The sequence below is a fragment of the Rathayibacter sp. AY1D5 genome (genome assembly GCF_002932515.1).
In the GTDB taxonomy this organism is placed as follows: Bacteria; Actinomycetota; Actinomycetes; order Actinomycetales; family Microbacteriaceae; genus Rathayibacter.
Genome location: NZ_PSVU01000010.1, coordinates 36,631 through 63,095 on the forward strand (window position 1 = coordinate 36,631; position 26,465 = coordinate 63,095).

Sequence of the window (26,465 nt, forward strand, 5' to 3'; positions counted from 1 at the left end):
TGTCGGAAAACAGGGTGTCTCGTCAGAGACGGGAGGTCGTCAGATGCTGGCGCGGATCAGATGTCGTCGACGGAGGACGACTCGAACCGGGAGGAGATGTTGATGCCGAGCTCTTCCGCGGCGCGGTAGACCTCGTCATCGGTGTCGCGCAGGCTGACCGCGGTGCCGTCGGCCGAGAGGACCTCGACGTTCAGGCACAGGGACTGCATCTCCTTGATGAGGACCTTGAAGGACTCCGGGATGCCGGGCTCCTGGATGTTCTCGCCCTTGACGATGGCCTCGTACACCTTCACGCGGCCGAGGATGTCGTCCGACTTGATGGTGAGGAGCTCCTGGAGGGCGTAGGCGGCGCCGTACGCCTCGAGGGCCCACACCTCCATCTCGCCGAAGCGCTGTCCGCCGAACTGCGCCTTACCACCGAGCGGCTGCTGGGTGATCATCGAGTACGGGCCCGTCGAGCGCGCGTGGATCTTGTCGTCGACGAGGTGGTGCAGCTTCAGGATGTACATGTAGCCGACCGAGACCGGGTCCGGGAAGGGCTCCCCGGAGCGGCCGTCGAACAGCTGCGTCTTGCCGGACGAGCCGATCAGGCGCTCTCCGTCGCGCGTCGGGGTGGTGGAGTCGAGGAGCCCTGCGAGCTCCTCCTCAGCCGCGCCGTCGAAGACGGGGGTCGCGACCTTGGTGCCGGGCGCCGCCTCGCGGGCGTGCTCGGGCAGGCGCGCGGCCCACTCCGGCTGACCCTCGACCTTCCAGCCCTGCTTCGCGATCCACCCTAGGTGGATCTCGAGGACCTGGCCGAAGTTCATGCGGCCGGGGACGCCGAGCGGGTTGAGGACGATGTCGACCGGGGTGCCGTCGGCGAGGAACGGCATGTCCTCGACCGGCAGGATCTTCGAGATGACGCCCTTGTTGCCGTGGCGGCCGGCGAGCTTGTCGCCCTCGGTGATCTTGCGCTTCTGGGCGATGTAGACGACCACGCGCTGGTTGACGCCCGAGCCGAGCTCGTCGTCGCCGTCCTGCGCGTCGAACACCTTGACGCCGATGATCGTGCCCTGCTCGCCGTGGGGCACCTTCAGCGACGTGTCGCGGACCTCGCGGCTCTTCTCGTTGAAGATCGCGCGGAGCAGGCGCTCCTCGGCCGAGAGCTCGGTCTCGCCCTTGGGCGTGACCTTGCCGACGAGGATGTCGCCGGGGCGGACCTCGGCGCCGATGCGGATGATGCCGCGCTCGTCCAGGTCGGCCAGGAGCTCCGGGCTGACGTTGGGGAGGTCGCGGGTGATCTCCTCCTTGCCGAGCTTGGTGTCGCGGGCGTCGACCTCGTACTCCTCGATGTGGATCGAGGAGAGGACGTCGTCCTTCACCAGGTTCTGGCTGAGGATGATCGCGTCCTCGAAGTTGTGGCCCTCCCACGGCATGAACGCGACGAGCAGGTTCTTGCCCAGCGCGAGCTCGCCGTTCTCGGTGGCGGGGCCGTCGGCGACGACCTCGCCGACCTCGATGCGCTCGCCGGCCGAGACGACCACGCGGTTGTTGTACGAGGTGCCCTGGTTGGAGCGGTCGAACTTGCGGAGGAAGTAGGTCTGCGTGCCGCCCTCGTCCAGCTGGACGGTGACGGAGTCGGCGGAGACCTCCTGGACGACACCGGCCTTGTCGGCGGTGATGACGTCGCCGGCGTCGATGGCCGCGAAGCCCTCCATGCCGGTTCCGACGACGGGCGACTCGCTGCGCAGCAGCGGGACGGCCTGACGCTGCATGTTCGCGCCCATGAGCGCGCGGTTCGCGTCGTCGTGCTCGAGGAACGGGATCAGCGAGGTCGCGACCGAGACCATCTGGCGCGGCGAGACGTCCATGTAGTGGACGCGCTCGGCGTCGACGAGCTCGACCTCTCCGCCCTTGGGGCGGACCAGGACCTTGCCCTCCGCGAAGCGGAAGTCCTTCGTGAGGGGGGCGTTCGCCTGGGCGACCAGGTACTCGTCCTCCTCGGACGCGGTGAGGTAGTCGATCTGCGAGGTGACGGTGCCGTCGACGACCTTGCGGTACGGGGTCTCGATGAAGCCGAACGAGTTGATGCGCGCGAAGGACGCGAGCGACCCGATCAGGCCGATGTTCGGGCCTTCCGGGGTCTCGATCGGGCACATGCGGCCGTAGTGCGAGGGGTGGACGTCGCGGACCTCGACGCCGGCGCGCTCACGGGAGAGTCCGCCGGGGCCGAGCGCCGACAGGCGGCGCTTGTGGGTCAGACCCGCGAGCGGGTTGTTCTGGTCCATGAACTGCGACAGCTGGCTGGTCCCGAAGAACTCCTTGATCGCGGCGACGACGGGGCGCACGTTGATCAGGGTCTGCGGGGTGATCGCCTCGATGTCCTGCGTGGTCATGCGCTCGCGGACGACGCGCTCCATGCGGGACAGTCCGGTGCGGACCTGGTTCTGGATCAGCTCGCCGACCGCGCGGATGCGGCGGTTGCCGAAGTGGTCGATGTCGTCGACGTCGAGACGCAGCTCGACCGGCTCGCCGTCGCGCACGCCGGGGAGGGCGGTGCGGCCGTCGTGCAGGGCGACCAGGTACTTGATGGTCGCGATGATGTCCTCGACCGTGAGCACCGAGTCGGACAGCGCCTTGTCGATGCCGAGCTTGCGGTTGATCTTGTAGCGGCCGACCTTCGCGAGGTCGTAGCGCTTGGAGTTGAAGTAGAAGTTGTCCAGCAGCGCGCGGGCGGCCTCGGCGGCGACCTGCTCGCCCGGACGGAGCTTGCGGTAGATGTCGCGGAGGGCGTCCTCCTTGGTGAGGATGTTGTCCTTCTCGAGGGTCAGCTCGATCGACTCGTAGCCGGCGAACTGCTCGAGGATCTCCTCGCTCGTCAGGCCGAGGGCCTTGAGGAACACGGTGACCGACTGCTTGCGCTTGCGGTCGATGCGCACGCCGACCTGGTCGCGCTTGTCGATCTCGAACTCGAGCCAGGCGCCGCGGCTCGGGATGACGCGGGCGGAGTAGATGTCCTTGTCGGACGTCTTCTCCTGCTGGCGCTCGAAGTAGACGCCGGGGCTGCGCACGAGCTGGGACACGACGACACGCTCGGTGCCGTTGATGATGAACGTGCCCTTCTCGGTCATCAGCGGGAAGTCGCCCATGAAGACCGTCTGGGTCTTTATCTCACCCGTGAGGTGGTTCATGAACTCGGCCTCGACGTACAGCGGAGCGGCGTAGGTCTTGCCGCGCTCCTTGCACTCCTCGATCGTGTACTTCTCGGGCTCGAGGTACGGGTTCGTGAAGCTCAGCTGCATCGTCTCGCTGAGGTCCTCGATCGGGGAGATCTCCTCGAAGATCTCGTCGAGGCCGGAGTTGGCGGGGAGGTCCTCCCGGCCGGCGGCCTTCGCCTCGGCGACGCGGGTCTTCCACGCCTCCGAGCCGACGAGCCAGTCGAAGCTCTCGGTCTGCAGCGCGAGCAGATCCGGAACGGTCAGGGTGTCGCTGATCTTGGCGAACGAGAGACGCGAAGCTCCGCGTCCGTTCTTGGGTGAGGTGGTGGTCGCGGTGGACGCAGCAGCCAAGGAAGGAACCTCCGTAGACCCTCGCGGGTCTCAATCTGTGGGATGTGTGGAGTGGGCTCCCGCCGGACGGGCCGCCACCCCTGCCCGCACGCCGTGCGGACCGAGGCGACTCGGTCTTGGGGGCGGGGCTAGAGTGTGGCAACGGCATCCACCATCTGATGCCGGGTTCCGGTGACCTGCCGACCGCGATATGAGGGCATGGGTACTCGGGAGCGCAAAGTACGAATATAGCCGCATCGCGCCACGCCGCGCAAGTGCGGATGCTTGCGCCGCCCCGCGGGGTCCGGTATACGAGGCCGCGGCCTCCCGGATCGATCCGACCGGGCCGGGCGCGGAGCCCCGCCGTCCCGCCGCCGCGGCAGACTGGTCGGATGCAGGAACGCACCGGCCGCCGACGCGGAGACGACTCCGAGCACCCCCGCGCCGTGCTCGCCAGCGGGTACACCGCGCGGATCGAGCCCGACCGCCACTCGCCCGAGGCGGCGACCCTGGTCGTCGACGGCACTCCGCAGTCGCACGTCGACCTCGCGGATCCGACGCACCTCTCGTTCGAGTACGTCCGCCGGATCGGCCACGCGATCGACCTCGTCGCCCCCGAGGGCGAGAGCGTCACGGCGCTCCACCTGGGCGCCGGAGCGCTGACCCTCCCCCGCTACGTCGCCGCGACCCGGCCGGGCTCGCGCCAGCAGGTCGTCGAGATCGAGGGCGCTCTGGTCGAGCTGGTGCGCGAGGCGCTCCCGCTTCCCCGCGGGGCGCAGATCCGCATCCGCCAGGGCGACGCCCGCGAGGTGCTCGGCAAGCTGCCGCCCGGGCTGCGCGGCACGGTCGACGTGGTCGTCGTCGACATCTTCTCGGGCGCGCGCACTCCCGCGCATGTGACCAGCGCCGAGTTCTACGGGGCGATCGCGCCGCTGCTCGCCCCCGGCGGCCTGGTCGCGGTGAACGTGGCAGACGGCGGCGCGCTCGCCTTCGCCCGCGCCCAGGCCGCGACGCTCGCCTCCGTCTTCGCGCACACCGCGATCATGACCGACACCCAGATGCTCAAGGCCAAGCGCTTCGGGAACGTGGTGATGCTCGCCTCGGCCGATCCGCTGCCGCTCGACGGCCTGCCGCGGCGCCTCGCCTCCGACCCCGCGCCCTCCAAGCTGGTGCAGGGGCGGGAGCTCGAGAACTTCATCGCCGGCGCCCTCGTCGTCACGGACGAGACCGCCACCCCGTCGCCGCTGCCGGCGCGGAGCATCTTCCAGGTGCGACGGGGCTGACCCGGGCCGCGCGTCGGGGCGCCGTCCGGGGACCCGCCGGTACACTCGACGCCGGGGTCAGCGACCCCGACCGTCCTCTCGTCCGCCGCGCGCGACGATCCGGATCCGCACTCCACGAGGAAGCATCGCCCTGAGCATCATCATCCGCCACGACCCCGCGACCCTCCACGAGGAGATCGACGTCGACGCCGCCCAGGAGCGCCTGGAGGAGATCGGCGCGCTGCGCAGCCTCGCCGCGCTCACCGAGAAGGCGGAGCTGCTGCGCCTGCTCGGGCGCGTCGACGAGGCGTGGGACCTCGCGAACGAGGCCGTCCGCCGCACCCGCTTCTCCGGCGACCGCGCCGAGCTGCTCACCGCCCGCGTCCGCCGCGCCCGCCTCATGCAGCTGCGGGGCCGCACCGACGAGGCCCTCTCGGAGCTCGCGCTCTGCGTCGAGGAGGCCCGCACGCACGAGTGGCACCTCGAGCACTCCTTCGCGCTCAAGCACCGCGGCCTCACCTTCTTCGAGCTGGGCGAGTACGGCCGGGCGATGCGCGACTTCGACGCCGCGACCGCCCTCGGCGAGCGCGTCGGGGTCCCCGAGGAGGAGCTCGAGGTCGCGCGCCTGGGCTACGCCGCCGCCTCCGAGTTCCAGGACGGGACCGACCGCGAAGCCCGCACCGACGGCACCGCCCGCGGCCGCCGCCGCGCCGACGGCGACGAGTCCTAGGCAGCGCCACCGGTGGCCGACCTCGAGGACGTGGCCCGCTGGGCCGACGCGCTGATCGAGGAGCACCTCGACCCCTCCTGGTCCTTCGCGCTCGACCACGCGCGCACCCGCGGCGGCGCCTGCCACTGGACGCGCCGCCGGATCACGGTCTCGCGCCACCTCGCCGCCCGCTGGAGCGACGAGGAGGTCCGGCAGACCCTCCTGCACGAGGTCGCGCACGCGCTCGCCGGGCCCGACGCCGGGCACGGACCGCCGTGGCGGCGGATCGCGGCACGGCTCGGCTACACGGGATCGCGCACCCACAGCAACCCGACCGCGGACGAGCTCGCGCCGTGGGTCGGCACCTGCCCGGGCGGACACCTCTTCTACCGCCATCGCCGGCCCACCCGGCCCCTGGCCTGCGGCCGCTGCGCGCGCCGGTTCGAGCCCGCGAACGCGATCCAGTGGCGGCGCCGACCGGTCCCGGCGCCGTGACCCCGGACGAGGCCTCTCACGGCAGCCGCACGCCGGTCACCGGGCAGTGGCTCCCCGAGGCCGACGGCCGGCGCTGGTGGTTCGACTCCGGAAGCCTCGCACTCGACTTCGCCACGACCGGAGCACTGCCTCCGGGAGCGGCCGAGCACCTCGACTCCGATGCCGCCCTGGCCGCCTGGCTCGCCGAGCGCTTCGAGGCGGTCGTCCCCGAGAGCCGGGACGCGCGCCTCGACGACGCGCTGATGCTCCGAGGCGCGATCGCCCGGCTGGCCGTCGCGGCCGAGGCCGGCACCGCGCTCGACCCGCGCGACGTCGACGTGGTCAACCTGGTCGCGGCGATGCCCGACATCCCACCGGTGCTGGGCGGAGGATCGCGGCAGGCAGGACGGCTCCATGCGGCGGGCAGGCAGGCGCTCGCGTCCATCGCCCGGGAGGCCGTGGGGCTGCTGGGCCCGGCCGCGACCGGACGGCTGAGGCGCTGCGCGGATCCGGAGTGCCGGATGCTCTACCTCGACACGTCCCGAGCCGGGTCGCGCCGCTGGTGCTCGATGCAGCGATGCGGGAACCGGTCGAAGGTCCGGGCGTACCGGGCGCGCGCCGCCGCCCCGCGCGGCTGACGCACCGCCGCGGCACCGGGAGCGGCACCGCGGCGGGACGGGTCAGTCGGAGACGCGGACCGAGCGGTCGAAGGCGACGTAGCCCGAGAAGTCCTTGCCGACGCGGTCGAACGCCGTCGGGTAGGGGTGCGGGTACGACCAGGCCTTGTCCTTCTGCAGGCCGTCGCCGGTCTGCACCGAGAAGTACTGGCACTCGCCCTTCCACGGGCAGGTGTAGGGCGTAGGGCTCTCGACGAGCACGCCCTCGGCGATGCTCGACGGCGGGAAGTACCAGTTGCCCTCGATCGAGATCAGGTCGGAGTCGGGGGCGTCGGCGAGGACGACGTCGTTGAGGACGGCTTTCATGCGGGCCAGCTTTCGGTCGGGGCGGGGACGGAGGGACCGCCTCCGCCGAACGCTACGCCGGGGGCGGGCGAGTGGTCGAGGCGGCGGCTCGGATCCGCAGGGGCTTGTGCGCTCCGCGGACGCCCTGCACCGCTCGGAGGCCGCGCCCGCCGGAGCGGCGGGTCAGCGGAGGACCGCCACCTCGTCGACGGTGTCGACCCGGGCAGCGGCCCGGACCTCGTCCGCCCGCCCCTCGGCGGCGAGCAGGCGGCCGGACTCGGACGCGGTGAGCAGATGCGCGCACGCCCGGCGCAGGCCCTCGTAGGACGCGCAGGCCACCGCGGCCTCGGGCGAGACGTGGTCGATGCCCAGCCCGATGAGCGCGTCGACGACGGCGCCGGCCGCCAGCTGGTCCTCCATCGCGAACCGCGCCGCTCCGCTGTCATCGATGTCGCCGAGGGCGATCACGTTGACGCTGGTGCGCCCGCCGTTCTCGTGCTGGCGCTCCAGGATCCAGCGGGCGACGGCCGAGCGGTCGGCCAGGCCCGCGCGGACGACGCGGCCCTCCACTCCCCCGAGGTCGGGGCTCTCGCCTCCGGGCAGAGCGTCGACGAGCACCGTGACGTGGGCGGGGGCGAGCACGCGGAGGGCGCGGGCCCCCCACTCGAAGCGGATCTGGTAGGTCGACTGGTCGACGGAGGCGGCGGGAGCGGTCACCCTGACACGGTAGCGAGCACCGGAGGCGCATACACGTCCGGGGCTCCGCGCGCACCCGGTTCCCGCGCCGGGGCGGGCGGAGGAGGATGTCCCTCGTGAAGGTGATGCTCAAGCACGTGCTCGACACCGACGCCGACTCCGCCTGGCGCGCCCTGCAGAGTCCGGCCGTGTTCCGGGAGGTGATGTCCCCGCTCCTGACCGCCGCGTCGCTGGACGAGGGCGGCTTCCGCCCGACCTGGGGGCTCGGCTCCCACGAGGTCGCGATGGACGCCCTCGGGATCGTGCCGATGGGCGCGCAGGAGATCGACCTCTCCTACCGCCGCGTCCCCTCGATGCCCGACGTGCGGATCCTGCGCGACAGCGGCGGTCCCCTCACCGGCTCCCTCCGACTGATCACCGCGTGGGACCACCGCATGGCCGTCGCCCCGCTCCCCGACGGGCGCACGCTCTTCCGCGACCGCCTCGAGTTCTCGGCGGGCCTCGCCTCGGCCGCGCTCTGGCCGTCGATGTGGGCGTTCTGGCAGTGGCGCGGCATCCGCATCCGCTCCCTCGCCCCGTCCTGGCGCCACGATGTCGGTGCCGACACCCGCCCGCGCGGGGAGTCCGCCGCATGAGCCCCGACGGTGTCGCCGAGGAGGAGACCGAGCTGTCGCGCTCGGAGCTCCTGCGCCTCCAGTGGCCCTCCGCCGACGAGGAGGAGCAGGACGACGACGGCGTCTCGCCCCGCCGCCGCCTCACGAACGCGGTCGAGGTGTCGGACTGGCGCCGCCACGTCCAGGCCCTCTACGCGGAGGTGCGCCGGCTCTCGAACGTGGACCTGCTCGCCGCGCACGCGTCCTGGATCCGCGGGCGCAACGCGCTCTTCGCGCAGCACCCCTCCACCCCCCTCCTCCCGGCCGACCGTGCGCACTTCCGCTCGCTGCCGATCGCGCCCTACGACGCGGCCTGGCGCTTCGAGCTCGAGGTGGCCCCCGCCGAGGAGGCGCGGCGGATGGACGTGGAGACCGGCACCGACGGCACCGTCCCCTTCGAGCTGATCGGCACGGTCGAGGTGCCGGACGCCGGCAGCCTCGACGTCTGGCGCCTCGCGTCCTACGGCGGAGGCCTGTTCCTGCCGGTCAAGGACGCCCTCGCGGGGACACCCGGCGGCACCTACGGCGGTGGCCGCTACCTCCTGGACACCGTGAAGGGCGCCGACCTCGGTCCGGGCTCCGCCCCGGGGACGCTGGTCCTCGACTTCAACTTCGCCTACAACCCCTCCTGCGCCTACGACCCGGCCTGGGCCTGCCCGCTCGCCCAGGCGGGCAACCGGCTGCCGGTCGAGGTGCCGGTCGGCGAGCGCTACCGGGGCTGACACCGACCCTGGACGTTCTCGGAGCGGCGGCCGATAGCCTCCGGGCGGCGCCGTCGTGCGCCGGAAAGCAGGAAAGCCGCATGCCCCGTCCCGTCCTCCTCGTCACCGGAACCTCCACCGGCATCGGCCGCGCCACCGCGATCGAGGCCGCGCGCGCGGGCTGGCGGGTGGTCGCCACCGTGCGGGATCCGGAGCGGGCGGAGGGCCTGCGCGCCGCCGCCGCCGAGGCACGCGTCGGGCTCGACCTGCGGGCGCTCGACGTGACCGACGCGGACTCCGTCGCGGGCTGCCTCCGCGCCGTGGAGGAGGAGCTCGGCGGTCTCGACGCCCTCGTGAACAACGCCGGAGCCGGCCACCTCGGCACCCTCGAGCTGGAGGATCCGGAGGAGCTGCGCCGCGTGATGGAGGTCAACTTCTTCGGCACCGTCGCGGTCACCCGCGCCGCGATGCCGATGCTGCGCTCGTCCCGCGGTCGCATCGTCACCGTCTCGAGCGTCGGCGGCGCGATCGGGCAGCCGTTCAACGAGGACTACTGCGCGGCGAAGTTCGCGGTCGAGGGGTTCTTCGAGGCGCTCGCCCCGGTCGCCGCCTCCGTCGGCGTCCACGTGTCGCTGATCGAGCCGGGAGCGGTCCGCAGCAGCTTCGTCGAGAACGTCGGCATCGACGCGGCGGCGATGCTCGCGCAGGCCGGCCCCTACGCGCCGGCGCTCGGCGCCTACCTCGACCGCGCCGCGTCGTCCTTCTCCTCGACCCACGCGCAGGACCCGTCCGACGTCGCCGCCGTCATCCTGAAGACCCTGCGCGACCCGGAGCCGGCCTTCCGCGTGCAGACCTCGGACTGGGCGGGCGACTTCGTCGGGACCAAGCTGAGCGACCGCGACGGCTCCCGCGTGCAGGCCGCGATGCGCGGATGGATCGGCATCCACTAGAGTGGGACGGTGCGAGCGCAGCGACTGCGCTCCCCCGCGTCGTAGAACGCCCCTTGTCCCCTAGGACTCTGACCGTCGAGGATCCGTCCCGACCATCTGGCGCACGTGCATGAGGCCCCCGGCCGCGCGCACCGAATCGTACGGCGAACGGATGTGACCACCGTCACCTTCGCCCGAACGCCGATCACCCGCGCCCCGGCCACCGCCCGCGCGTCCTCGATCGGCATGATGCCCCCGAAAGGCACCACTCCATGTCGAACACCCCCCTCTCCTTCAGCGCCCTCGGCGTGCCGGCCCCCCTCGTGGCCGCGCTCACCGCGAGCGGCATCACCGAGCCCTTCCCGATCCAGGTCGACACGCTGCCCGACACCCTCGGCGGACGCGACGTCCTCGGCCGCGGCAAGACCGGCTCCGGCAAGACCCTCGCCTTCTCCATCCCGATGATCGCCCGACTCGGCGGCTCGCTCGCCGGCGGACGCCGCCGCCCCGGCCGCCCGCTCGGACTCGTCCTCGCGCCGACCCGCGAGCTCGCCACGCAGATCACCGCCGCGATGCAGCCCCTCGCCGACGCGTACGGCATCGTCACCACCACGATCTTCGGAGGCGTCTCGCAGCAGCGCCAGGTCGCCGCGCTCAAGCAGGGCGTCGACATCGTCGTGGCCTGCCCGGGCCGCCTCGAGGACCTGATGAAGCAGGGCTTCGTGAACCTCGACGCCGTCGAGATCACCGTCCTCGACGAGGCCGACCACATGGCCGACCTCGGCTTCCTGCCGGTCGTCACGCGCATCCTCGACAAGACCCCCCGCGGCGGGCAGCGCCTGCTGTTCTCCGCGACGCTCGACAACGGCGTGGACAAGCTGGTCAAGAAGTACCTCCAGAACGAGGTGCTCCACTCGGTCGACGAGGCCAACTCGCCGGTCGCGCTGATGACCCACCACGTGTTCGAGGTCGACGGCCTCGACGCCAAGAACGCTCTCGTGAAGACGCTCGCGTCCGGCACCGGCCGCCGCATCCTCTTCATGCGCACCAAGCACCATGCGAAGAAGCTCGCCAAGCAGCTCACCGGCCAGGGCATCCCCGCGGTCGACCTGCACGGCAACCTCTCGCAGGTCGCCCGCGACCGGAACCTCGCCGCGTTCGGCGCCGGCACCGTCAAGGTCCTCGTCGCCACCGACGTCGCCGCCCGCGGTGTGCACGTCGACGACGTCGAGCTCGTCATCCACGTCGACCCGCCGATGGAGCACAAGGCGTACCTGCACCGCTCGGGCCGCACCGCCCGCGCCGGCAGCGAGGGAGACGTCGTCACCGTCGTCCTGCCCACGCAGCGCAGCGACGTGAAGACCCTCCTCCGCAAGGCCGCGATCCAGGTCGCGCCCCAGCAGGTGACGGCCGACTCGGCCGCCGTCGCGAAGCTCGTCGGCGACGTCGCTCCGTACGTCACCCCCAGCGCCGTCGTCGAGCCCGTCCGCGGCCAGTCGCAGGGCGGACGCTCGCAGGGCGCCAACGCGCAGCGCAAGCGCGCGGCCCGCACCGAGGGCACCGCCGCACCCCGCGGCGGACGCTCGACGGGTGCCGCGACCGGCGGAGGCGACCGCCCCCGCCGCGACCGCACCGCCGCCGAGGGACCCGCCCGCGGCGGCGCCCGCGGAGGCCGCAGCCGCTCGGCCGCCGGTGCCCCCTCGACCTCGGGCGGATCGCGCTCGTTCTACAGCACCGCGACCGGCGGAGCGGCCTCGGCCGCTCCCGCCCGCGAGTCCGCCGGCGGCGGCGCCCGCCGCGGCGGCCGGCGCGCGCAGGGCTGAGTCCGATTGTGCGCCGCGGAGCGGCGCACCGCGGTCGGCTTCAAGCACGGTCGCGACGCGCAGAGCGTGTCGCGACCGGCTAGGCCGATCCGCTCGCACGCGGATCGACCGTTCGCCTCGCGGGCAGCCGCGGAGCGGCGCACCGCGGTCGGCTTCAAGCACGGTTGCGACGCGCAGAGCGTGTCGCGACCGGCTAGGCCGATCCGCTCGCACGCGGATCGACCGTTCGCCTCGAGGGGAGCGGCTGGTCCGGGGGCTGGGCGATCGGTGATCGCACGTCAACGCTCGTCCTGATCAGGGCGCCGACATCACGAAGGGCCGGGGCCCGCGACTACTGGTCGCGGGCCCCGGCCCTTCGTCGTTCACGCTTCACCTCTTCGAGCGGAGTCCCGCGCAGGGAGCTCCGGAAGTCCTCACCGCGTCCTGATCAGGCGATTCCCTGCTGCGCCGTCGTCGGGCAGGGGCGCCGCCTCTCCTCGCCCGGTCACAGAGGTCCCGTGGACGCCGGTTCCACGAGCCGAACGGCCGGCTCGCGCGCGAGCGAATCGGTCCAGGCGGACGCCCGACGCTCCAGCCGGCCCGCCATCCTTGCAAGCCGACCGCGGCGCGCCGATATCGGTGCGCAGAAGGGAGCACCGCGGCCGATCCGCGCCGCTAGGACAGGCGGCCGACGGAAGCGAGCGCGGCGCGGATCAGCGCGCCCCGCCCGCCCTCCATCTCGGCGGAGATCGCGTCGGAGCAGGCCTCGTCGGGGGTCATCCAGGTGAGCTCGAGGGCGTCCTGGCGGGGGTCGCAGGTGCCGGTGACGGGCACGACGTAGGCGAGGGAGACCGCGTGCTGGCGGTCGTCGGTGAACGGTCCCATGCCGGGCATCGGGAAGTACTCGGCGACGTGGAAGGGGAGCGGGCTCGCCGGGAGGAGGGGGAAGGCCATGGGGCCGAGATCCTTCTCGAGGTGGCGGAACAGCGCGTCGCGCAACGTCTCGCCGTACATCACGCGGCCCGAGACGATCGTGCGGGTGATCTGGCCGGAGGGGGTCGCGCGCAGGAGCACGCCGACCTCGGTGACCTGCCCGAGCCCGTCGACCCGGACGGGCACGGCCTCCACGTACAGCAGCGGGAGCCGCCGGCGGATCTCGGCGAGTTCGTCGTCGGACAGCCACCCGGAGTTCGGGTCAGGGGTGCGCACGCTCATGCAGCCATTCTCACCCCTCGCGGCTGGTGTTCCGACCGGCGGCGGCGATCCCGCACTCAGGGGGATGATGGTGCGATGGGAATCGACGCGAACGCGGTGCTGTGGTCCTCCTCCGAGCGCGACCGCGTCGGCAGGCCCCTCCTGGTGCTGCTGCACGGCTACGGCTCGCACGAGGGGGACCTGTTCTCGCTCGGCGCCTACCTGCCGCTGGAGCCGGTCCTCGCGTCCCTCCGGGCGCCTCTCGCCCTGGGCGGCGGGGCGAACGCGTGGTGGCCCCTCCGTGTCCCGCTGGTGCCGGACGAGCCGCGGGCCGATCCCGAGGCCGTCGAAGCGGCGGCGGCGGGGGTGATCGAGTGGCTCGACGGTTTGGAGCACCCGGGCCCGGTGGGGCTGCTGGGCTTCTCCCAGGGCGCCGCGCTGGCGGTGCAGCTGCTGCGGCGCGCGCCGGGCCGCTTCGCCTTCGCGGTCGCCCTGTCCGGGTTCGTGGTCCCGCTCGCCGAGGGCGACGACGCTGACGAGCGGCTCGCCCGCGAGCGTCCGCCGGTGTTCTGGGGCCGCGGGACGCTCGACACGGTGATCCCGGAGGAGCTCGTGCGGGACGCGGCGGCCTGGTTCCCGGAGCACACGGCGCTCGACGCCCGGGTCTACGAGGGCGTCGCCCACGGAGTCGGGCAGGCCGAGCTCGCCGACATCGGCACGTTCGTGCGTCTCGGCTTCGCCTGACGGGCGGACTCCCCCGCGTCAAGGGCTCGCCCCCGGGCCGCGGCCCCGGCAATGTCGGAGGTGGCAGGGAGGATGGATTCATGCCGGACATCCTCGAGCGCTTCTCCCCCGCCACGCGCGCGTGGTTCGAGGGCGCGTTCCCGGCGCCGACCGCCGCCCAGGAGGGCGCCTGGTCGGCCATCTCGAGTGGAGCGCACGCCCTCGTGGTCGCTCCCACCGGCTCCGGCAAGACGCTCTCGGCCTTCCTCTGGGCGATCGACCGGCTCGTGCAGGGCCCGCCGCCGGAGGATCCGCAGCACCGCACGCGCGTGCTCTACGTCTCGCCGCTGAAGGCTCTCGGCGTCGACGTCGAGCGCAACCTCCGCTCGCCGCTCGTCGGCGTCACCCAGACGGCGCTGCGGCTGAGCGCCGAGGGCATCGGCAGTGCGCCGGCCACGGTCACCGTCGGGGTGCGGTCGGGAGACACGCCCGCCGCCGAGCGGCGCGTGCTGCAGAAGACGCCGCCGGACATCCTGATCACGACCCCCGAGTCGCTCTACCTCATGCTCACCTCGGCGGCGCGCGAGTCGCTCCGCGGCGTCGAGACGGTCATCGTCGACGAGGTCCACGCGGTCGCGTCGACCAAGCGCGGGGCGCACCTCGCCGTCTCCCTCGAGCGGCTCGACGCCCTGCTCCCGAAGCCGGTGCAGCGCATCGGCCTCTCGGCGACGGTGCGTCCGCGCGAGGAGGTGGCCCGGTTCCTCGCCGGCCGCTCCCCGGTCGCGATCGTGGCTCCGGCGTCCGAGAAGCAGTGGGACCTCAGCGTCGTCGTCCCGGTCGAGGACATGTCCGAGCTGGGGACGGCGGCTCCGCAGGACGGATCGACGATGGGGGCCACCGGTCCGCAGAGCGGGTCGATCTGGCCGCACGTCGAGGAGTCGATCGTCGACCGGGTCCTCGCGCACACCTCCTCCATCGTCTTCGCGAACTCCCGCCGTCTCGCCGAGCGGCTGACCGCCCGGCTCAACGAGATCTACGCCGAGCGCCGCGAGCTCGCCGCGGGGCGGGCGCGCGAGGCGGGCGAGCCCGTCGCCGTCGGGGCCCTGCTCGCCGAGGCGGCCTCCTCCTCCGTCCGCCGCTCCCCGGCCGAGGCGATGGGAGCGGCCGGGGGCACGAGCGGCAGCGGGCAGTCCGCGCCCGACGAGGAGCCGCTGCTCGCCCGCGCCCACCACGGCTCGGTGAGCAAGGAGCAGCGCGCGATCATCGAGGACGACCTGAAGTCCGGCCGCCTGCGCTGCGTGGTCGCGACCTCGAGCCTCGAGCTGGGGATCGACATGGGCGCGGTCGACCTCGTCGTCCAGGTCGAGACGCCGCCCTCGGTCGCGAGCGCCCTGCAGCGCGTGGGTCGAGCCGGCCACCAGGTCGGCGAGGTCTCGCGCGGGTCCTTCTACCCCAAGCACCGGGCCGACCTTCTCCACTCCGCCGTGACGACGGAGCGGATGCGCTCGGGCCTGATCGAGGCGATCGCCGTCCCCGCGAACCCGCTCGACATCCTCGCGCAGCAGACCGTCGCCGCGACCGCCCTCGAGAGCCTCGACGTGGACGACTGGTTCGACACCGTCCGCCGCAGCGCCCCCTTCGTGTCCCTGCCCCGCTCCGCCTACGAGGCGACCCTCGACCTCCTCTCGGGCCGCTACCCCTCCGACCAGTTCGCGGAGCTGCGGCCGCGCCTCGTCTGGGACCGCGACGCGAACACGCTCACCGGCCGGCCCGGCGCCCAGCGCCTCGCCGTCACCAGCGGCGGCACCATCCCCGACCGCGGGCTCTTCGGCGTGTTCATGGTCGGCGAGCCGGGCTCGACCGGCAACCGCGTCGGAGAGCTCGACGAGGAGATGGTCTACGAGTCCCGCGTCGGCGACGTCTTCGCGCTCGGAGCCACCAGCTGGCGCATCCAGGAGATCACCTACGACCGCGTGATCGTGACGCCGGCGTTCGGCGAGCCCGGGCGCCTCCCGTTCTGGAAGGGCGACTCGCAGGGGCGCCCCGCCGAGCTCGGCGAGGCGATCGGGGCGTTCACCCGCGAGGTGGGCGCCGCCGCCCCCGAGACGGCGCGCGAGCGCTGCACGGCGGCCGGGCTCGACGAGTACGCGACCAACAACCTCCTCTCCTTCCTCGACGAGCAGCGCCTGGCCACCGGGCAGATCCCGGACGACCGCACCCTCGTGCTCGAGCGCTTCCGCGACGAGCTGGGCGACTGGCGGCTGGTGCTGCACTCCCCGTACGGGATGCAGGTGCACTCGCCGTGGGCGCTCGCCATCGGCGCCCGCGTCCGCGAGCGGCACGGCGTCGACGGAGCGGCGATGGCCGGGGACGACGGCATCGTCGTGCGGATCCCCGACACCGAGTCGGAGCCGCCGGGCTCCGAGCTGTTCCTGTTCGAACGCGAGGAGCTGGAGCAGCTGGTCACGAGCGAGGTCGGCGGCTCCGCCCTCTTCGCCGCCCGGTTCCGCGAGTGCGCGGCGCGGGCGCTCCTGCTCCCGAGGTACAACCCGGGCAAGCGCTCCCCGCTCTGGCAGCAGCGGCAGCGGGCGGCGCAGCTCCTCGACGTCGCCCGCACCTACCCGACCTTCCCGATCATCCTCGAGACCGTCCGCGAGTGCCTCCAGGACGTCTACGACCTGCCCGCGCTGCTCCGGCTCGCCGCACGGCTGGACGGGCGCGAGCTGCGGATCCTCGAGGTCGAGACGCCGACCGCCAGTCCGTTCGCGCGGTCCATGCTCTTCGGCTACGTCGCTGCCTTCATGTACGAGGGCGACAGCCCGCTCGCCGAGCGCCGCGCGGCGGCGCTCTCGGTCGACGCGACGCTCCTCGGCGAGCTGCTCGGTCGGGCGGAGCTGCGCGAGCTGCTCGACCCGGCCGTCCTCGCGCAGATCGAGCGCGAGCTGCAGCGCGTCGAGCCCGAGCGCCGCCTCCGCGGGCTCGAGGGCGCCGCCGACCTGCTCCGGCTGCTCGGCCCGCTGACGCTCGACGAGCTCGGGGAGCGCCTGGTCGACGAGTCGGTCGCCTCGGCGGACGTCGCGAAGGCGCCCGCGATCGAGCGCGCGGTGCTCGAGGCCGACGTGGCCGCGCTCGTGAAGGCCAAGCGCGTCCTGCCCGTGGGCCTCGGCGGTGAGCAGCGGTACGCCGCGATGGAGGACGCCTCCCGGCTCCGCGACGCTCTCGGCGTGCCCCTGCCGATCGGCGTCCCCGTCGCCTTCATCGACCCGGTCCGCGATCCGCTCGGCGACCTCGTCGCCCGCTACGCGCGCACCCACGGCCCCTTCACCGCCGCCGCCGTCGCCACCCGCCTGGGCCTCGGAGTCGCGGTCGTCACCGACACCCTGCGCCGCCTCGCGGGCGAGCGCCGCGTCTCGGAGGGCGAGTTCCGCCCCACAGGCACCGGGACCGAGTGGTGCGATGCCGAGGTGCTGCGCCGCCTGCGCAGCCGCTCTCTCGCCGCGCTCCGCAAGGAGGTGGAGCCGGTGGACGCGGCCGCGTACGCCCGCTTCCTCCCCGCCTGGCAGCACGTCGGCGGCTCGCTCCGCGGTATCGACGGCGTGGCCTCCGTGATCGACCAGCTGGCCGGCGCGCCCATCCCCGCGTCCGCCTGGGAGTCGCTGATCCTGCCCGCCCGGGTGCGCGACTACTCCCCCGCGATGCTCGACGAGCTCACCGCGACCGGCGAGGTCCTCTGGGCCGGCGCGGGCACCCTGCCCGGCAACGACGGCTGGGTGAGCCTCCATCTCGCCGACACGGCAGGGCTGACCCTCCCCGTCCCCGCCGCCGAGTCCGTGACCCTGACCGAGCTTCAGCAGGAGATCGTCGGCGTGCTCGGCTCGGGCGGCGGCTACTTCTTCCGCCAGCTCTCCGACGCGGTCGGCTCCACCGACGACGCGGGCCTCGTCGAGGCCCTGTGGGAGCTGGTCTGGGCCGGGCTCGTCACGAACGACACCCTGGCGCCGCTGCGCACCCTCGTCGGCTCGACCGGCGGCGCGCACCGCCAGCCGCGCGCCCCCGCCCGCGCCCGCGCGCCCCGGGGCCGGATGACCGCCCGCCCCACGATGGCCACCCGCGTGGGGCCGCCGACCGCCGGCGGCCGCTGGTCGATCGTGCCGCTCGCGGAGTCGGACGCGACGATCCGCGGGCACGCGCTCGGCGAGACGCTGCTCGAGCGGTACGGGATCGTCACCCGCGGCTCCGTGCAGGCCGAGGGCGTCCTGGGCGGCTTCGCCCTCGCCTACAAGGTGCTGAGCGGCTTCGAGCAGCAGGGCCGCGCCCGGAGGGGCTACTTCATCGAGAAGCTGGGAGCAGCGCAGTTCGGCACCGCCGGCAGCGTCGACCGGCTCCGCACGTTCGCCCCGCAGGACGAGGCGCAGGAGCGCTCACGACCGGTGCTCGCGCTGGCGGCGACCGACCCCGCCAATCCGTTCGGCGCCGCTCTGCCGTGGCCGCAGGGCGAGGGGCACCGCCCCGGTCGGAAGGCCGGCGCGCTGGTCGCCGTTGTCGACGGAGCGCTCGCGGTCTACCTCGAGCGCGGCGGCAAGACCGCCCTCACCTTCACCGCCGACGAGGCGGCCCTCGCCGACGCGGCCGGCGCCCTCTCGCAGCTCGTGCGCTCCCGCGGGGTCGATAAGCTGACCGTCGAGAAGATCGACGGCGTCTTCGCGCTCGGCACGCCCTTCGGCGACGCCCTCGTCGCCGCCGGCTTCGTCGCGAATCCGCGCGGCCTGAGGATGCGCTCGTGAGCGCCGGAGGGAGCCCGCGTGCCCGAGGGTGACACCGTCTACCGATCCGCCCACAACCTCGCCGAGGCGCTGGACGGCGAGGTCCTGACCCGGTGCGACGTCCGCGTGCCGAAGTACGCGACGGTCGACCTCACCGGCGAGACGATCGACGAGGTCGTCCCCCGCGGCAAGCACCTGCTGATGCGGGTCGGCGACGCGCTGATCCACTCCCACCTCAAGATGGAGGGGAGCTGGCACCTCTACGCCCGCGGCGAGGGCGAGCGGCCGAAGTGGCACCGGCCGGCGTTCCAGGCCCGGATCGTCCTCGAGACCGAGGACTGGCAGGCGGTCGGCTTCGAGCTCGGGCTCCTCGAGATCGTCCCGCGCTCGGCCGAGGAGGACGTGGTCGGCTACCTCGGCCCCGATCTGCTCGGCGCCGACTGGGACGCGGACGAGGCGCTGCGACGCCTGTCCGCCGATCCGGAGCGGCCGATCGGGCTCGCGCTGCTCGACCAGCGGATCATGGCCGGACTCGGCAACGTCTACCGCGCCGAGCTGTGCTTCCTGCGCGGCGTGCTGCCCACACGCCCGGTCGGCGGGAGCGGCGACCTCGTGCGCACCATCGCGCTCGCGAAGCGGCTCATCACCGTGAACCGCGAGCGGATCGAGCGCACGACGACCGGCAACCTGCGCCCGGGCCAGCAGCTCTGGGTCTACGGCCGCGACCGCAAGCCGTGCCGGCGCTGCGGCACTCCGATCGAGCGCGGTGAGCTCGGCGACGACGAGCTGCAGCTGCGGGTCACCTACTGGTGCCCGCACTGCCAGAGCTGAGGGGCTACTCCTCGACTGCGGAGCGGCGCCCGGGGACGTGCTTCTCGTGGACGCCGACGTCCGTCATGCGCTCGATGCGGTCGACGTGGCGGCCGGGCTCGCCGCCGTCCGCGACGATCCAGCTGCCGACGAGGAGGAACCCGTCGCGGCCGCCGGCCGTCAGCGGGCCCGTGATCGTGAACGACCCGAGCGCCGGAGTCGAGAACGCCACGCGCACCGGATCCCCGTGCTCGAGTCCCTCGGCCGAGCGCTCCCCGCCGACCTCGTCGGCGTCCGTAGCCAGGGCGATGCTCTGGATCTCGGTCCCCGTGCCGAGGAAGACGTCCGCGACGACGAGCTCGCCGCCGACGGCCTGCCGGACGACCCCCTCGATCCCGTAGAGGCCGTAGCGCGGGGAGCGGACGAGGACGCGCACCGAGTCGCCGATCGCGACCTCGGCGAGAGCACCCCGGATCGAGGCGACGTCCCTCCGCGCGGGAGGGGCGGACAGGGCGTCGAGGATCGGGCTGGGCATCCGATCAGGGTAGCCGCTCCGGGAGCGCACCCGCCCGGCGGATCGGCGGCGGATCCCGGCCGGCTGAGGCGCCGGGTCGCATCGGGCGCCGACGCCGCGCGCGAGCGGCGGAGCACCGGCCGGAAGGCTCCGGCACCGCGAGACCCCGGCACTGCGGCGACACCGGCACCGCCGGGAGACGCCGGTACTGCGGCAGGCACAGGCACCGCCGGGAACGACGAAGGCCCCGCCTGAGCGGGGCCTTCGGACGATGCGGAGTCGGTGGGATTTGAACCCACGGAACCCAATAAAGGGTTCTCCACCTTAGCAGGGTGGTGCACTCGACCGGACTATGCGACGACTCCCGAGCGCCCGCTGGCGGACGCACGACGACCATCATAACCGCACCCGCGAGGGCCTCGCGACACGGGCGCCGGCCCCTCCGCGGGAGGGCGAGAAGCCGCCTACTGGTCCGACAGGGGCCGGCCGATCGTGCAGGTCTCCTGCTGCGCGGTCTGCCCGGAGACGTCGCTCGGGAGGATGACCGGCCCGTCGGGTGCGCTCGTCGCGGGGGCGTCAGTCGCGGGGGCGTCGGTGGCCGGCGACTCCGTGGCCGCCGGAGCGTTGGTCGCCCCGGGCTCCTCCCCCGTCGACTGCGAGCCGCCGCCGGTGGTGCCGCTCAGCGCGATCGGCTGGTCGGCGAGGAGCGCCGCGTTCAGCGCCGCCGCCGCGTCCTCGCTGGGGTACACGCCGTTGCCGTCGATGAAGGTCGGGTACTGCACGAAGACCACGTTCGCGAGGTCGACGTCCTTCACCGCGAGGCCGATCGACACGAGGGTGTTCACGTTCTCGAGCGAGGTGGAGAGCTGCATGTTCGAGACGGCCGCCTTCGCGAGGCCGTAGAGGTTCACCGGGTTCGAGAGCGTCGACGCGCTCTTCACCTTGCGCACCAGCGATGAGAGGTACACCTGCTGGCTCGAGATGCGGGTGAGGTCGCTGCCGTCGCCGACGCCGTGCCGGGTGCGGAGGAACGCCAGCGCCTCGGCGCCGACGAGCGTGTGCGTGCCCGCGTCGAGGTTCAGCCCCGTGTACTCGTCCTGGATCGGGGTGGCGACGCAGACGTCCACTCCGCCGACCGCGTTCGACATCTCGATGACGCCCTCGAACTGGATGAGCGCCGCGTAGGGGATCTCGAGCCCGGTCAGCTGCTCGACCGTCTGCACGGTGCACGCCAGCCCGCCGGCCTCGAGCGAGGTGTTGATCTTCGCCGAGTCCACCTCGTCCGAGACGGCGCCGGTGGCCGGGTCGGTGCAGGAGGGGATCGGGACGTAGAGGTCGCGGGGGAAGCTGACGACCTCCACGGTCGAGTGGTCGGCCGAGATGTGCATGAGCATCGTGACGTCGTTGAGGTTCTCGGCACGCTCGCCGTAGGCCCCGGCGGCCGATCCGTCGGCGCTGTCGCTGCCGGCGAGCAGGATGTTGACGCCGCCCTCGATCGCCCCGATCTCGGGCACGTCGCCTCCGCCCGAGTCGATCCCGAGGTCGACGGACGGACGCGCGCTCCCGGCGATCAGCGAGGCGGCGATCGCCACGATGCAGACCGCGCTGAGCACGCCGACGCCCACGCAGGCCGCGAGGATCCGCGCGGCGAAGCGCACGCCGCTCGGGCGGCGCAGGCGGCCGTGCCGTGCTGCTGTGGTCCGGGTGGACGCGCGTTCGCTCATCGGGTCGTACTCTCTCTCGGCTGCGGGACGCGTGCCGTCCCGGAGTCAGCGCGCGAGGTGGAGAGCACCCGTGGTGCCGCCCGCCCTCGGCTCAGCCGAAGAAGCCGACCGAGCAGGTCTGCTGGTCGGCACTCTGGCCGGTGACCGATTCTGGCAGGGCAACCTTGGATCCGTCCTCGGGAGTCGCTGCAGGAGTGCCGGGTGCAGGAGTGCCGGGTGCAGGAGTGCCGGGTGCAGCCTCGGCCGTCGCCAGCGGATCCGCGGTCGCCGGGCCGGACGGAGCGGCGGTGTCGGCCGGAGCCGCGGCCTCGCCCTCCACGGTCGCGCCGGCCCCCGTGCCGCCGGTGATGGCGATGGGCTGATCGGTCTGCAGGGCGCTCGCCAGGACGTCGCCCGCGGCGCGGTCCGGCTCCACTCCGCTCGGAGTCGCCCCGGTCGGGTACTGCGCGAAGACGACGTCCGCGAGGTCGACGTCCTTCAGCGCGAGTCCCATCTGGACCATCGTGTTCACGTTGTCGAGACCGGTCGAGAGCGTCATGTTGCCGAGCGCCGCCTTCGCGAGCCCGTAGAGCGCGACCGGGTTGAGGAGGGTGTCCGCGCTCTTGATCCGGCGCACGAGCGCCGAGAGGAAGACCTGCTGGTTGCTGATGCGGGTCAGGTCGCTGCCGTCGCCGATGCCGTGGCGGCTGCGGAGGAACTGCAGCGCCGCCATGCCCTCGAGCGAGTGCACGCCCGGCTCGAGGTAGGTGTTCGTGTAGGGGTCCGCGATCTCGGTCGCGACGCAGACGTCGACTCCGCCGACCGCGTTCGACATCTCGATCACGCCGTTGAACTGCACGACCGCGCCGTAGTCGACCCGGACGCCCATGAGGTCCTCGACGACCCCTGCCACGCAGCCGAGGCTGACGTCGCTGCCCATCGCCTCGTTGATCTTGGTGTCGTACCGGGCGGGGATCGTCTCACCCGTGGCGGCGTTCACGCACTCCGGGATGTCGACGTACATGTCGCGGGGGAAGCTCACGACCGTCGCGTTGCTGTGGTCGGCCGAGACGTGCATCAGCATGTTGACGTCGTTGAGGACGCTCGTCTCCTCATCGGGGTCGCCGTAGGCGTCGCCCTGGCCCTTCCGCGAGTCGCTGCCGACGACGAGGACGTTGAAGCCGCCCTCCAGTGCGCCGATCTCCGGGGCGCCTCCGGCCTCGACGCTGGAGCCGGCCGCGCCCGGGTGCAGGTCGACCGAGGGCTGCACGGACTGGACGATCAGCGTCGCCGCGATCGCGACCACCGACACCGAGGCGACCACACCGACACCGCCCACGAGGGCGGCTCCCTTCACCAGGGTCCGCGCGAGGGTGTGCCGCTTCTGGCGGCCGTGCCGCACGAAGGGGCGCGGCGTGCGCGGAGTGTCGCGAGTCTGTGTCGAAGGGCCCGTGCGGCGCATCCGTCTCCCGGTGTCGAGGCGTCAGTGGTGCGGAGGTGAGGGCCGGGCGTCGATCCCGGGCGTCGCGCAATCCTATACAGAGGGCTGGCGCGTTCCGAAGGAGAGCGGGCAGGCCTCCGTCGTCGCGCGCCAGGACGGGCGTCGGAAGGCGCCGGCGAGAAGCGACGCGAAGAACGGGACGGCGTGGCGGTCGGCGTGGCGGAGGGCGTGGGATTCGAACCCACGAGACGTTTCCGCCCACCAGTTTTCAAGACTGGCTCCATCGGCCGCTCGGACAGCCCTCCCGGCCGCTCCCGCAGGAGCGACACCCGATAGTAACCGCCGAGCGCGCGGGACCGTGATCAGCGCAGCGCCGAGAGCGCGACCGCCACGCCGTCCTGGTGGACCGAGGGGATCACGGCGGAGGCCACGGCCCGCACCTCGTCGGGCGCCTGCCCCATCGCGAGCCCTGCGCCCTCGGCGGCGGCCCAGGTGAGCATCTCGATGTCGTTGCGGCCGTCGCCCAGCGCGACCACGTCGCTCCGCTCGATGCCCAGCTCCTCGCGGACGACCTCGAGCGCGGTGGACTTGTTGACGCCGTGCGGGGCGATGTCGAGCCAGGCGGTCCAGCCGATCGCGTAGCTGACCTGGTGCAGGCCCATCTCCTCGACCAGCGAGGTGAACTCCTCGATGCCGGTCTCGGGCGAGATCACGACGACGCGGGTGCACAGCCGGCCGAGCAGCTCCTCGAAGGGGACGTGGGTCGTCTCGGCACCCATCACGGCACCGCCCGGGAACGCCTCGGTGTAGAAGAAGGCGCCGTCCGCGTCCTCGACGGCGTAGTGCGCGTCGGGGAGGGAGCGGCGGATGGTCTCGAGGACCTCCGTCGGGTCGAAGGTCTCGACCGTCTCGGGGACGTAGGCGCCGGACGCGTCCCGGCGGAGCGTGACCGCTCCGTTGCAGCAGATCACGTACTCGGGCGAGATCCCGAGTCGCTCGACGACGGGAAGGGTGGAGGAGGGCGAGCGCCCGGTGGCGAGCATCACCTCGTCGCCCTGGGCGGCCACGCGGGTGATCGCGTCCGTCACCGCGCGGGTGATGGTGCCGTCCTCGTGCATGACGGTGCCGTCGATGTCGAGGGCGACGAGGCGGCGGCCGGAGGCGCGGGCCGCGCTCATGCGACGGGCTCGAGCACCTCGAGGCCGCCGAGGTGGGGCCGCAGCGCCTCGGGGACGAGCACCGAGCCGTCCGCCCGCTGGTGGGTCTCGAGGAGGGCGACGATCCAGCGGGTGGTCGCGAGCGTGCCGTTGAGGGTGGCGACCGGAGCCGTCTTCCCCGACTCGGTGCGGTAGCGGGTGTCGAGGCGGCGGGCCTGGAACGTGGTGCAGTTCGAGGTCGAGGTCAACTCGCGGTAGGTCTCCTGCGTGGGGACCCACGCCTCCACGTCGAACTTGCGCGCCGCGCTCTGGCCGAGGTCGCCGGCCGCCGTGTCGATGACGCGGTAGTGCAGGCCGAGGCTCTGCAGGACGTCCTCCTGGTACGAGAGCAGGCGCGCGTGCTCCGCCTCGGCGTCCTCGGGGAGGGTGTAGACGAACATCTCGAGCTTGCTGAACTGGTGCACGCGGATGATGCCGCGGGTGTCTCGCCCGCCCGAGCCCGCCTCGCGGCGGTAGCAGGTGCTCCAGCCCGCGTAGCGCTTCGCGCCGCCGGAGAGGTCGAGGATCTCGTCGGCGTGGTAGCCGGCGAGGGCGACCTCGCTGGTGCCGGTGAGGTAGAGGTCGTCGTCGCGGAGGCGGTACACCTCGTCGTCGTGCTCGCCGAGGAAGCCGGTGCCGTCCATGATCTCGGGGCGCACGAGGGTCGGCGTGATCAGCGGGGTGAAGCCGGCGGCGAGCGCCTTCTCGAGGCCCAGGTTCATCAGCGCGATCTCGAGGCGGGCGACCAGGCCCTTGAGGAAGTAGAAGCGCGCGCCGCTGACCTTCGCGCCGCGCTGCATGTCGATGCCGTCCAGCAGCTCGCCGAGCTCGAGGTGGTCGCGCGGGGCGAAGTCGAAGACGGGGCGCTCGCCGACCGTCCTGACGAGCTCGAACGACTCCTCGCCGCCCGCGGGGACGCCCTCGATGATCGGGTTGGCGATGCGCTTCACCAGCACGGTGAAGGCGTCGTCGGCCTCGGACGCCTCCTGCTGGGCCTGCTTGGCGGCGGCGGCGAGGCGCTGGGCCTCGGCGACGAGGGCCGCCTTCTCGTCCTTCGGAGCCTTGGCGACGGTCTTGCCGAAGGCGTTCTGCTCGGCTCGGAGCCGCTCCGCCTCGGTGATCGCCGCACGGCGCACGCGGTCGGCCTCGAGCGCCTCGTCGACCAGCTCGACGGAGTCGCCGCGCGCCTCCTGCGAGCGCTTCAGGACGTCCGGGTTCTGGCGCAGAAGTACGGGATCAATCACCCCAGCAGTGTAGAGGAGGGCCGGGACGGGCCGCCGCCCGCGCGTACCCCCGGGACCGGCTGAGCATCGGCCGCGAGGAGGCATCCGATCGCGCGGACGGCTGCGAATGTGAGTCGTCCCCCGAGAACGTCCCCCCGCGTTCGACACCCCTGCTCCCCTGAAGGCTCTCCCATGCACGCCACCCCCCTCATCGACGCGACCCCCGGCGTCGTCCTCGAGCGCGACGGCTCCGTCGCCCGGATCACCCTCAACCGCCCCGACGCCCTCAACGCGATCGACCTCGGCACCGCGCGACTGCTGCTGAGCACCGTCGCCGACCTCGACGCCGACGCCGGCTGCTCCGTCATCGTGATCGCCGCGGCCGGCCGCGCGTTCTGCACGGGCGGCGACATCTCGGCGATCATGGGGTCCGAGCACCCGGACCACTACCTGCGCGACGTCGCGACCACGACCGGCCAGGTCATCCGCCTGCTCGAGGACAGCCGCGCCGTCGTCGTCTGCGCGATCGACGGCATGGTCGCCGGCGCCGGCATCGCCTTCGCTCTGGCCGCCGACATCGTGATCGCGACTCCCGCCGCACTCTTCCTCAGCGCGTACGGCGACGTCGGGCTCGTCCCGGACGTCGGAGTCACCGCCGCGCTCCCCCGCGTCGTCGGCCGCCGCCGCGCCCTGGACTTCGTGCTCTCGGGCCGCCCGGTCCGCGCGGCCGAGGCGCTGGAGTGGCAGCTCGTGACCGAGGTCGTGCCGCGCGCCGACCTCGCCGGCCGCGTCGACGAGCGCGTGCGCGCCCTGGCGGCGAAGCCGGCGCACGTCGCGTCCGCCGCCCGCCGCCTCCTGCGCGCCGACCCGCTCGACCGCGCCGAGCGCATCGTCGAGGAGACGGACACCCTGGTCGAGTTCCTGGCGGTCCCCGCCACGCGCACGCTCCTGGACGCCGAGCACGAGCGCCAGGCCCGCCGCGCCGCCCGGGCGACCGCCTCGCTCTGACCCGGCGCGAGCGTCCGCGACGACGGTCCGGCCCCGGGCCGGGCGGACGTCCGCCCGGCGGCCCACGGATCGGCCGGGCGTTCTCCTCCGATCTCGGCTACGGTGGTCCCCGCGAAGGGGAGTAGTTCCCACCGTCCGCCGAGCGGACGACGAGGCGCGTCGACATGCTGGTCCG

The 26,465-nt window shown here is 73.2% G+C and carries 21 protein-coding genes and 2 tRNA genes; 12 read left to right on the top strand and 11 right to left on the bottom strand.

Annotated features, from left to right (window positions below):
- Nucleotides 1–56 precede the first annotated feature (56 nt).
- Nucleotides 57–3,548 (bottom strand): DNA-directed RNA polymerase subunit beta, encoded by a 3,492-nt coding sequence (gene rpoB, locus C5C82_RS04730; RefSeq protein WP_104224581.1) that lies wholly within the window; start codon nucleotides 3,546–3,548, stop codon nucleotides 57–59.
- 371 nt (nucleotides 3,549–3,919) lie between these two features.
- Between rpoB and C5C82_RS04735 the strand changes: the two genes are divergently transcribed.
- From C5C82_RS04735 to C5C82_RS04750, 4 genes are all read left to right on the top strand, one after another.
- Nucleotides 3,920–4,810, top strand: coding sequence for a spermidine synthase (locus tag C5C82_RS04735; protein ID WP_104226766.1), 891 nt, complete (start codon nucleotides 3,920–3,922; stop codon nucleotides 4,808–4,810).
- 379 nt (nucleotides 4,811–5,189) lie between these two features.
- Complete coding sequence (locus C5C82_RS17435; protein WP_181027192.1) at nucleotides 5,190–5,519, top strand: hypothetical protein; 330 nt, start codon at nucleotides 5,190–5,192, stop codon at nucleotides 5,517–5,519.
- Nucleotides 5,520–5,531: 12 nt separating this feature from the next.
- Nucleotides 5,532–5,993: a SprT-like domain-containing protein gene (locus C5C82_RS04745; protein ID WP_104233929.1), complete on the top strand. Its 462-nt coding sequence runs from the start codon at nucleotides 5,532–5,534 to the stop codon at nucleotides 5,991–5,993.
- A complete protein-coding gene (locus C5C82_RS04750; RefSeq protein WP_104354703.1) occupies nucleotides 5,990–6,610 on the top strand; it encodes a CGNR zinc finger domain-containing protein in 621 nt (206 codons plus the stop codon). The genes C5C82_RS04745 and C5C82_RS04750 overlap by 4 nt, the downstream gene beginning before the upstream one ends.
- 42 nt (nucleotides 6,611–6,652) lie before the next feature.
- Here the strand turns inward: C5C82_RS04750 and C5C82_RS04755 are convergent, their stop codons facing one another.
- Nucleotides 6,653–6,955: a DUF427 domain-containing protein gene (locus C5C82_RS04755; RefSeq protein WP_104224584.1), complete on the bottom strand. Its 303-nt coding sequence runs from the start codon at nucleotides 6,953–6,955 to the stop codon at nucleotides 6,653–6,655.
- 162 nt (nucleotides 6,956–7,117) lie between these two features.
- On the bottom strand, nucleotides 7,118–7,651 hold the full coding sequence (locus C5C82_RS04760) for a 2-phosphosulfolactate phosphatase (RefSeq protein ID WP_104292493.1): 534 nt from the start codon (nucleotides 7,649–7,651) through the stop codon (nucleotides 7,118–7,120).
- A gap of 86 nt (nucleotides 7,652–7,737) precedes the next feature.
- Here C5C82_RS04760 and C5C82_RS04765 point away from each other — a divergent pair, with 86 nt between their 5' ends.
- The 4 genes from C5C82_RS04765 (at nucleotide 7,738) to C5C82_RS04780 (ending at nucleotide 11,736) form a co-directional block, all read left to right on the top strand.
- Nucleotides 7,738–8,265, top strand: a complete 528-nt coding sequence (locus tag C5C82_RS04765) for a hypothetical protein (RefSeq protein ID WP_104238079.1) — start codon at nucleotides 7,738–7,740, stop codon at nucleotides 8,263–8,265.
- Nucleotides 8,262–9,005, top strand: a complete 744-nt coding sequence (locus tag C5C82_RS04770) for a DUF1684 domain-containing protein (RefSeq protein WP_104233931.1) — start codon at nucleotides 8,262–8,264, stop codon at nucleotides 9,003–9,005. Before C5C82_RS04765 ends, C5C82_RS04770 begins: the two co-directional genes overlap by 4 nt.
- Before the next feature lie 80 nt (nucleotides 9,006–9,085).
- Complete coding sequence (locus C5C82_RS04775) at nucleotides 9,086–9,934, top strand: SDR family oxidoreductase (protein WP_104354690.1); 849 nt, start codon at nucleotides 9,086–9,088, stop codon at nucleotides 9,932–9,934.
- Nucleotides 9,935–10,185: 251 nt separating this feature from the next.
- Entirely contained in the window at nucleotides 10,186–11,736 is a 1,551-nt protein-coding gene (locus C5C82_RS04780; protein WP_104225114.1) for a DEAD/DEAH box helicase, read from the top strand.
- A gap of 654 nt (nucleotides 11,737–12,390) precedes the next feature.
- On the opposite strand, the gene C5C82_RS04785 is transcribed toward C5C82_RS04780, so the two are convergent.
- On the bottom strand, nucleotides 12,391–12,930 hold the full coding sequence (locus tag C5C82_RS04785; RefSeq protein WP_104225113.1) for an NUDIX hydrolase family protein: 540 nt from the start codon (nucleotides 12,928–12,930) through the stop codon (nucleotides 12,391–12,393).
- Between the two features lie 75 nt (nucleotides 12,931–13,005).
- Here C5C82_RS04785 and C5C82_RS04790 point away from each other — a divergent pair, with 75 nt between their 5' ends.
- The 3 genes from C5C82_RS04790 to C5C82_RS04800 all read left to right on the top strand — a co-directional run bounded on the left by C5C82_RS04790 (nucleotide 13,006) and on the right by C5C82_RS04800 (nucleotide 19,226).
- Complete coding sequence (locus C5C82_RS04790; RefSeq protein WP_104260904.1) at nucleotides 13,006–13,653, top strand: alpha/beta hydrolase; 648 nt, start codon at nucleotides 13,006–13,008, stop codon at nucleotides 13,651–13,653.
- Nucleotides 13,654–13,733: 80 nt separating this feature from the next.
- The gene (locus tag C5C82_RS04795; RefSeq protein ID WP_104354691.1) at nucleotides 13,734–18,416 is read left to right on the top strand and encodes an ATP-dependent helicase; all 4,683 of its coding nucleotides are present in this window, start codon (nucleotides 13,734–13,736) and stop codon (nucleotides 18,414–18,416) included.
- An 18-nt stretch (nucleotides 18,417–18,434) separates the two neighbouring features.
- A complete protein-coding gene (locus tag C5C82_RS04800; RefSeq protein WP_104226773.1) occupies nucleotides 18,435–19,226 on the top strand; it encodes a DNA-formamidopyrimidine glycosylase family protein in 792 nt (263 codons plus the stop codon).
- A 4-nt stretch (nucleotides 19,227–19,230) separates the two neighbouring features.
- On the opposite strand, the gene C5C82_RS04805 is transcribed toward C5C82_RS04800, so the two are convergent.
- The 7 genes from C5C82_RS04805 to serS all read right to left on the bottom strand — a co-directional run bounded on the left by C5C82_RS04805 (nucleotide 19,231) and on the right by serS (nucleotide 25,303).
- Nucleotides 19,231–19,740 (bottom strand): hypothetical protein, encoded by a 510-nt coding sequence (locus C5C82_RS04805; protein ID WP_104354692.1) that lies wholly within the window; start codon nucleotides 19,738–19,740, stop codon nucleotides 19,231–19,233.
- A gap of 253 nt (nucleotides 19,741–19,993) precedes the next feature.
- Nucleotides 19,994–20,084: transfer RNA gene (locus tag C5C82_RS04810), tRNA-Ser, on the bottom strand.
- A 99-nt stretch (nucleotides 20,085–20,183) separates the two neighbouring features.
- Entirely contained in the window at nucleotides 20,184–21,443 is a 1,260-nt protein-coding gene (locus C5C82_RS04815; RefSeq protein ID WP_104354693.1) for an LCP family protein, read from the bottom strand.
- Nucleotides 21,444–21,534: 91 nt separating this feature from the next.
- Entirely contained in the window at nucleotides 21,535–22,824 is a 1,290-nt protein-coding gene (locus tag C5C82_RS04820; protein WP_258065950.1) for an LCP family protein, read from the bottom strand.
- 256 nt (nucleotides 22,825–23,080) lie between these two features.
- Nucleotides 23,081–23,168, bottom strand: a tRNA-Ser gene (locus C5C82_RS04825).
- Between the two features lie 57 nt (nucleotides 23,169–23,225).
- Nucleotides 23,226–24,041, bottom strand: a complete 816-nt coding sequence (locus C5C82_RS04830) for an HAD family hydrolase (RefSeq protein WP_104247582.1) — start codon at nucleotides 24,039–24,041, stop codon at nucleotides 23,226–23,228.
- Nucleotides 24,038–25,303, bottom strand: coding sequence for a serine--tRNA ligase (gene serS, locus C5C82_RS04835; protein ID WP_104354695.1), 1,266 nt, complete (start codon nucleotides 25,301–25,303; stop codon nucleotides 24,038–24,040). The genes C5C82_RS04830 and serS overlap by 4 nt, the downstream gene beginning before the upstream one ends.
- A 171-nt stretch (nucleotides 25,304–25,474) precedes the next feature.
- On the opposite strand from serS, the gene C5C82_RS04840 reads away from it, so the two are divergent.
- The gene (locus tag C5C82_RS04840) at nucleotides 25,475–26,290 is read left to right on the top strand and encodes an enoyl-CoA hydratase/isomerase family protein (RefSeq protein ID WP_104354696.1); all 816 of its coding nucleotides are present in this window, start codon (nucleotides 25,475–25,477) and stop codon (nucleotides 26,288–26,290) included.
- Nucleotides 26,291–26,465: the final 175 nt, after the last annotated feature.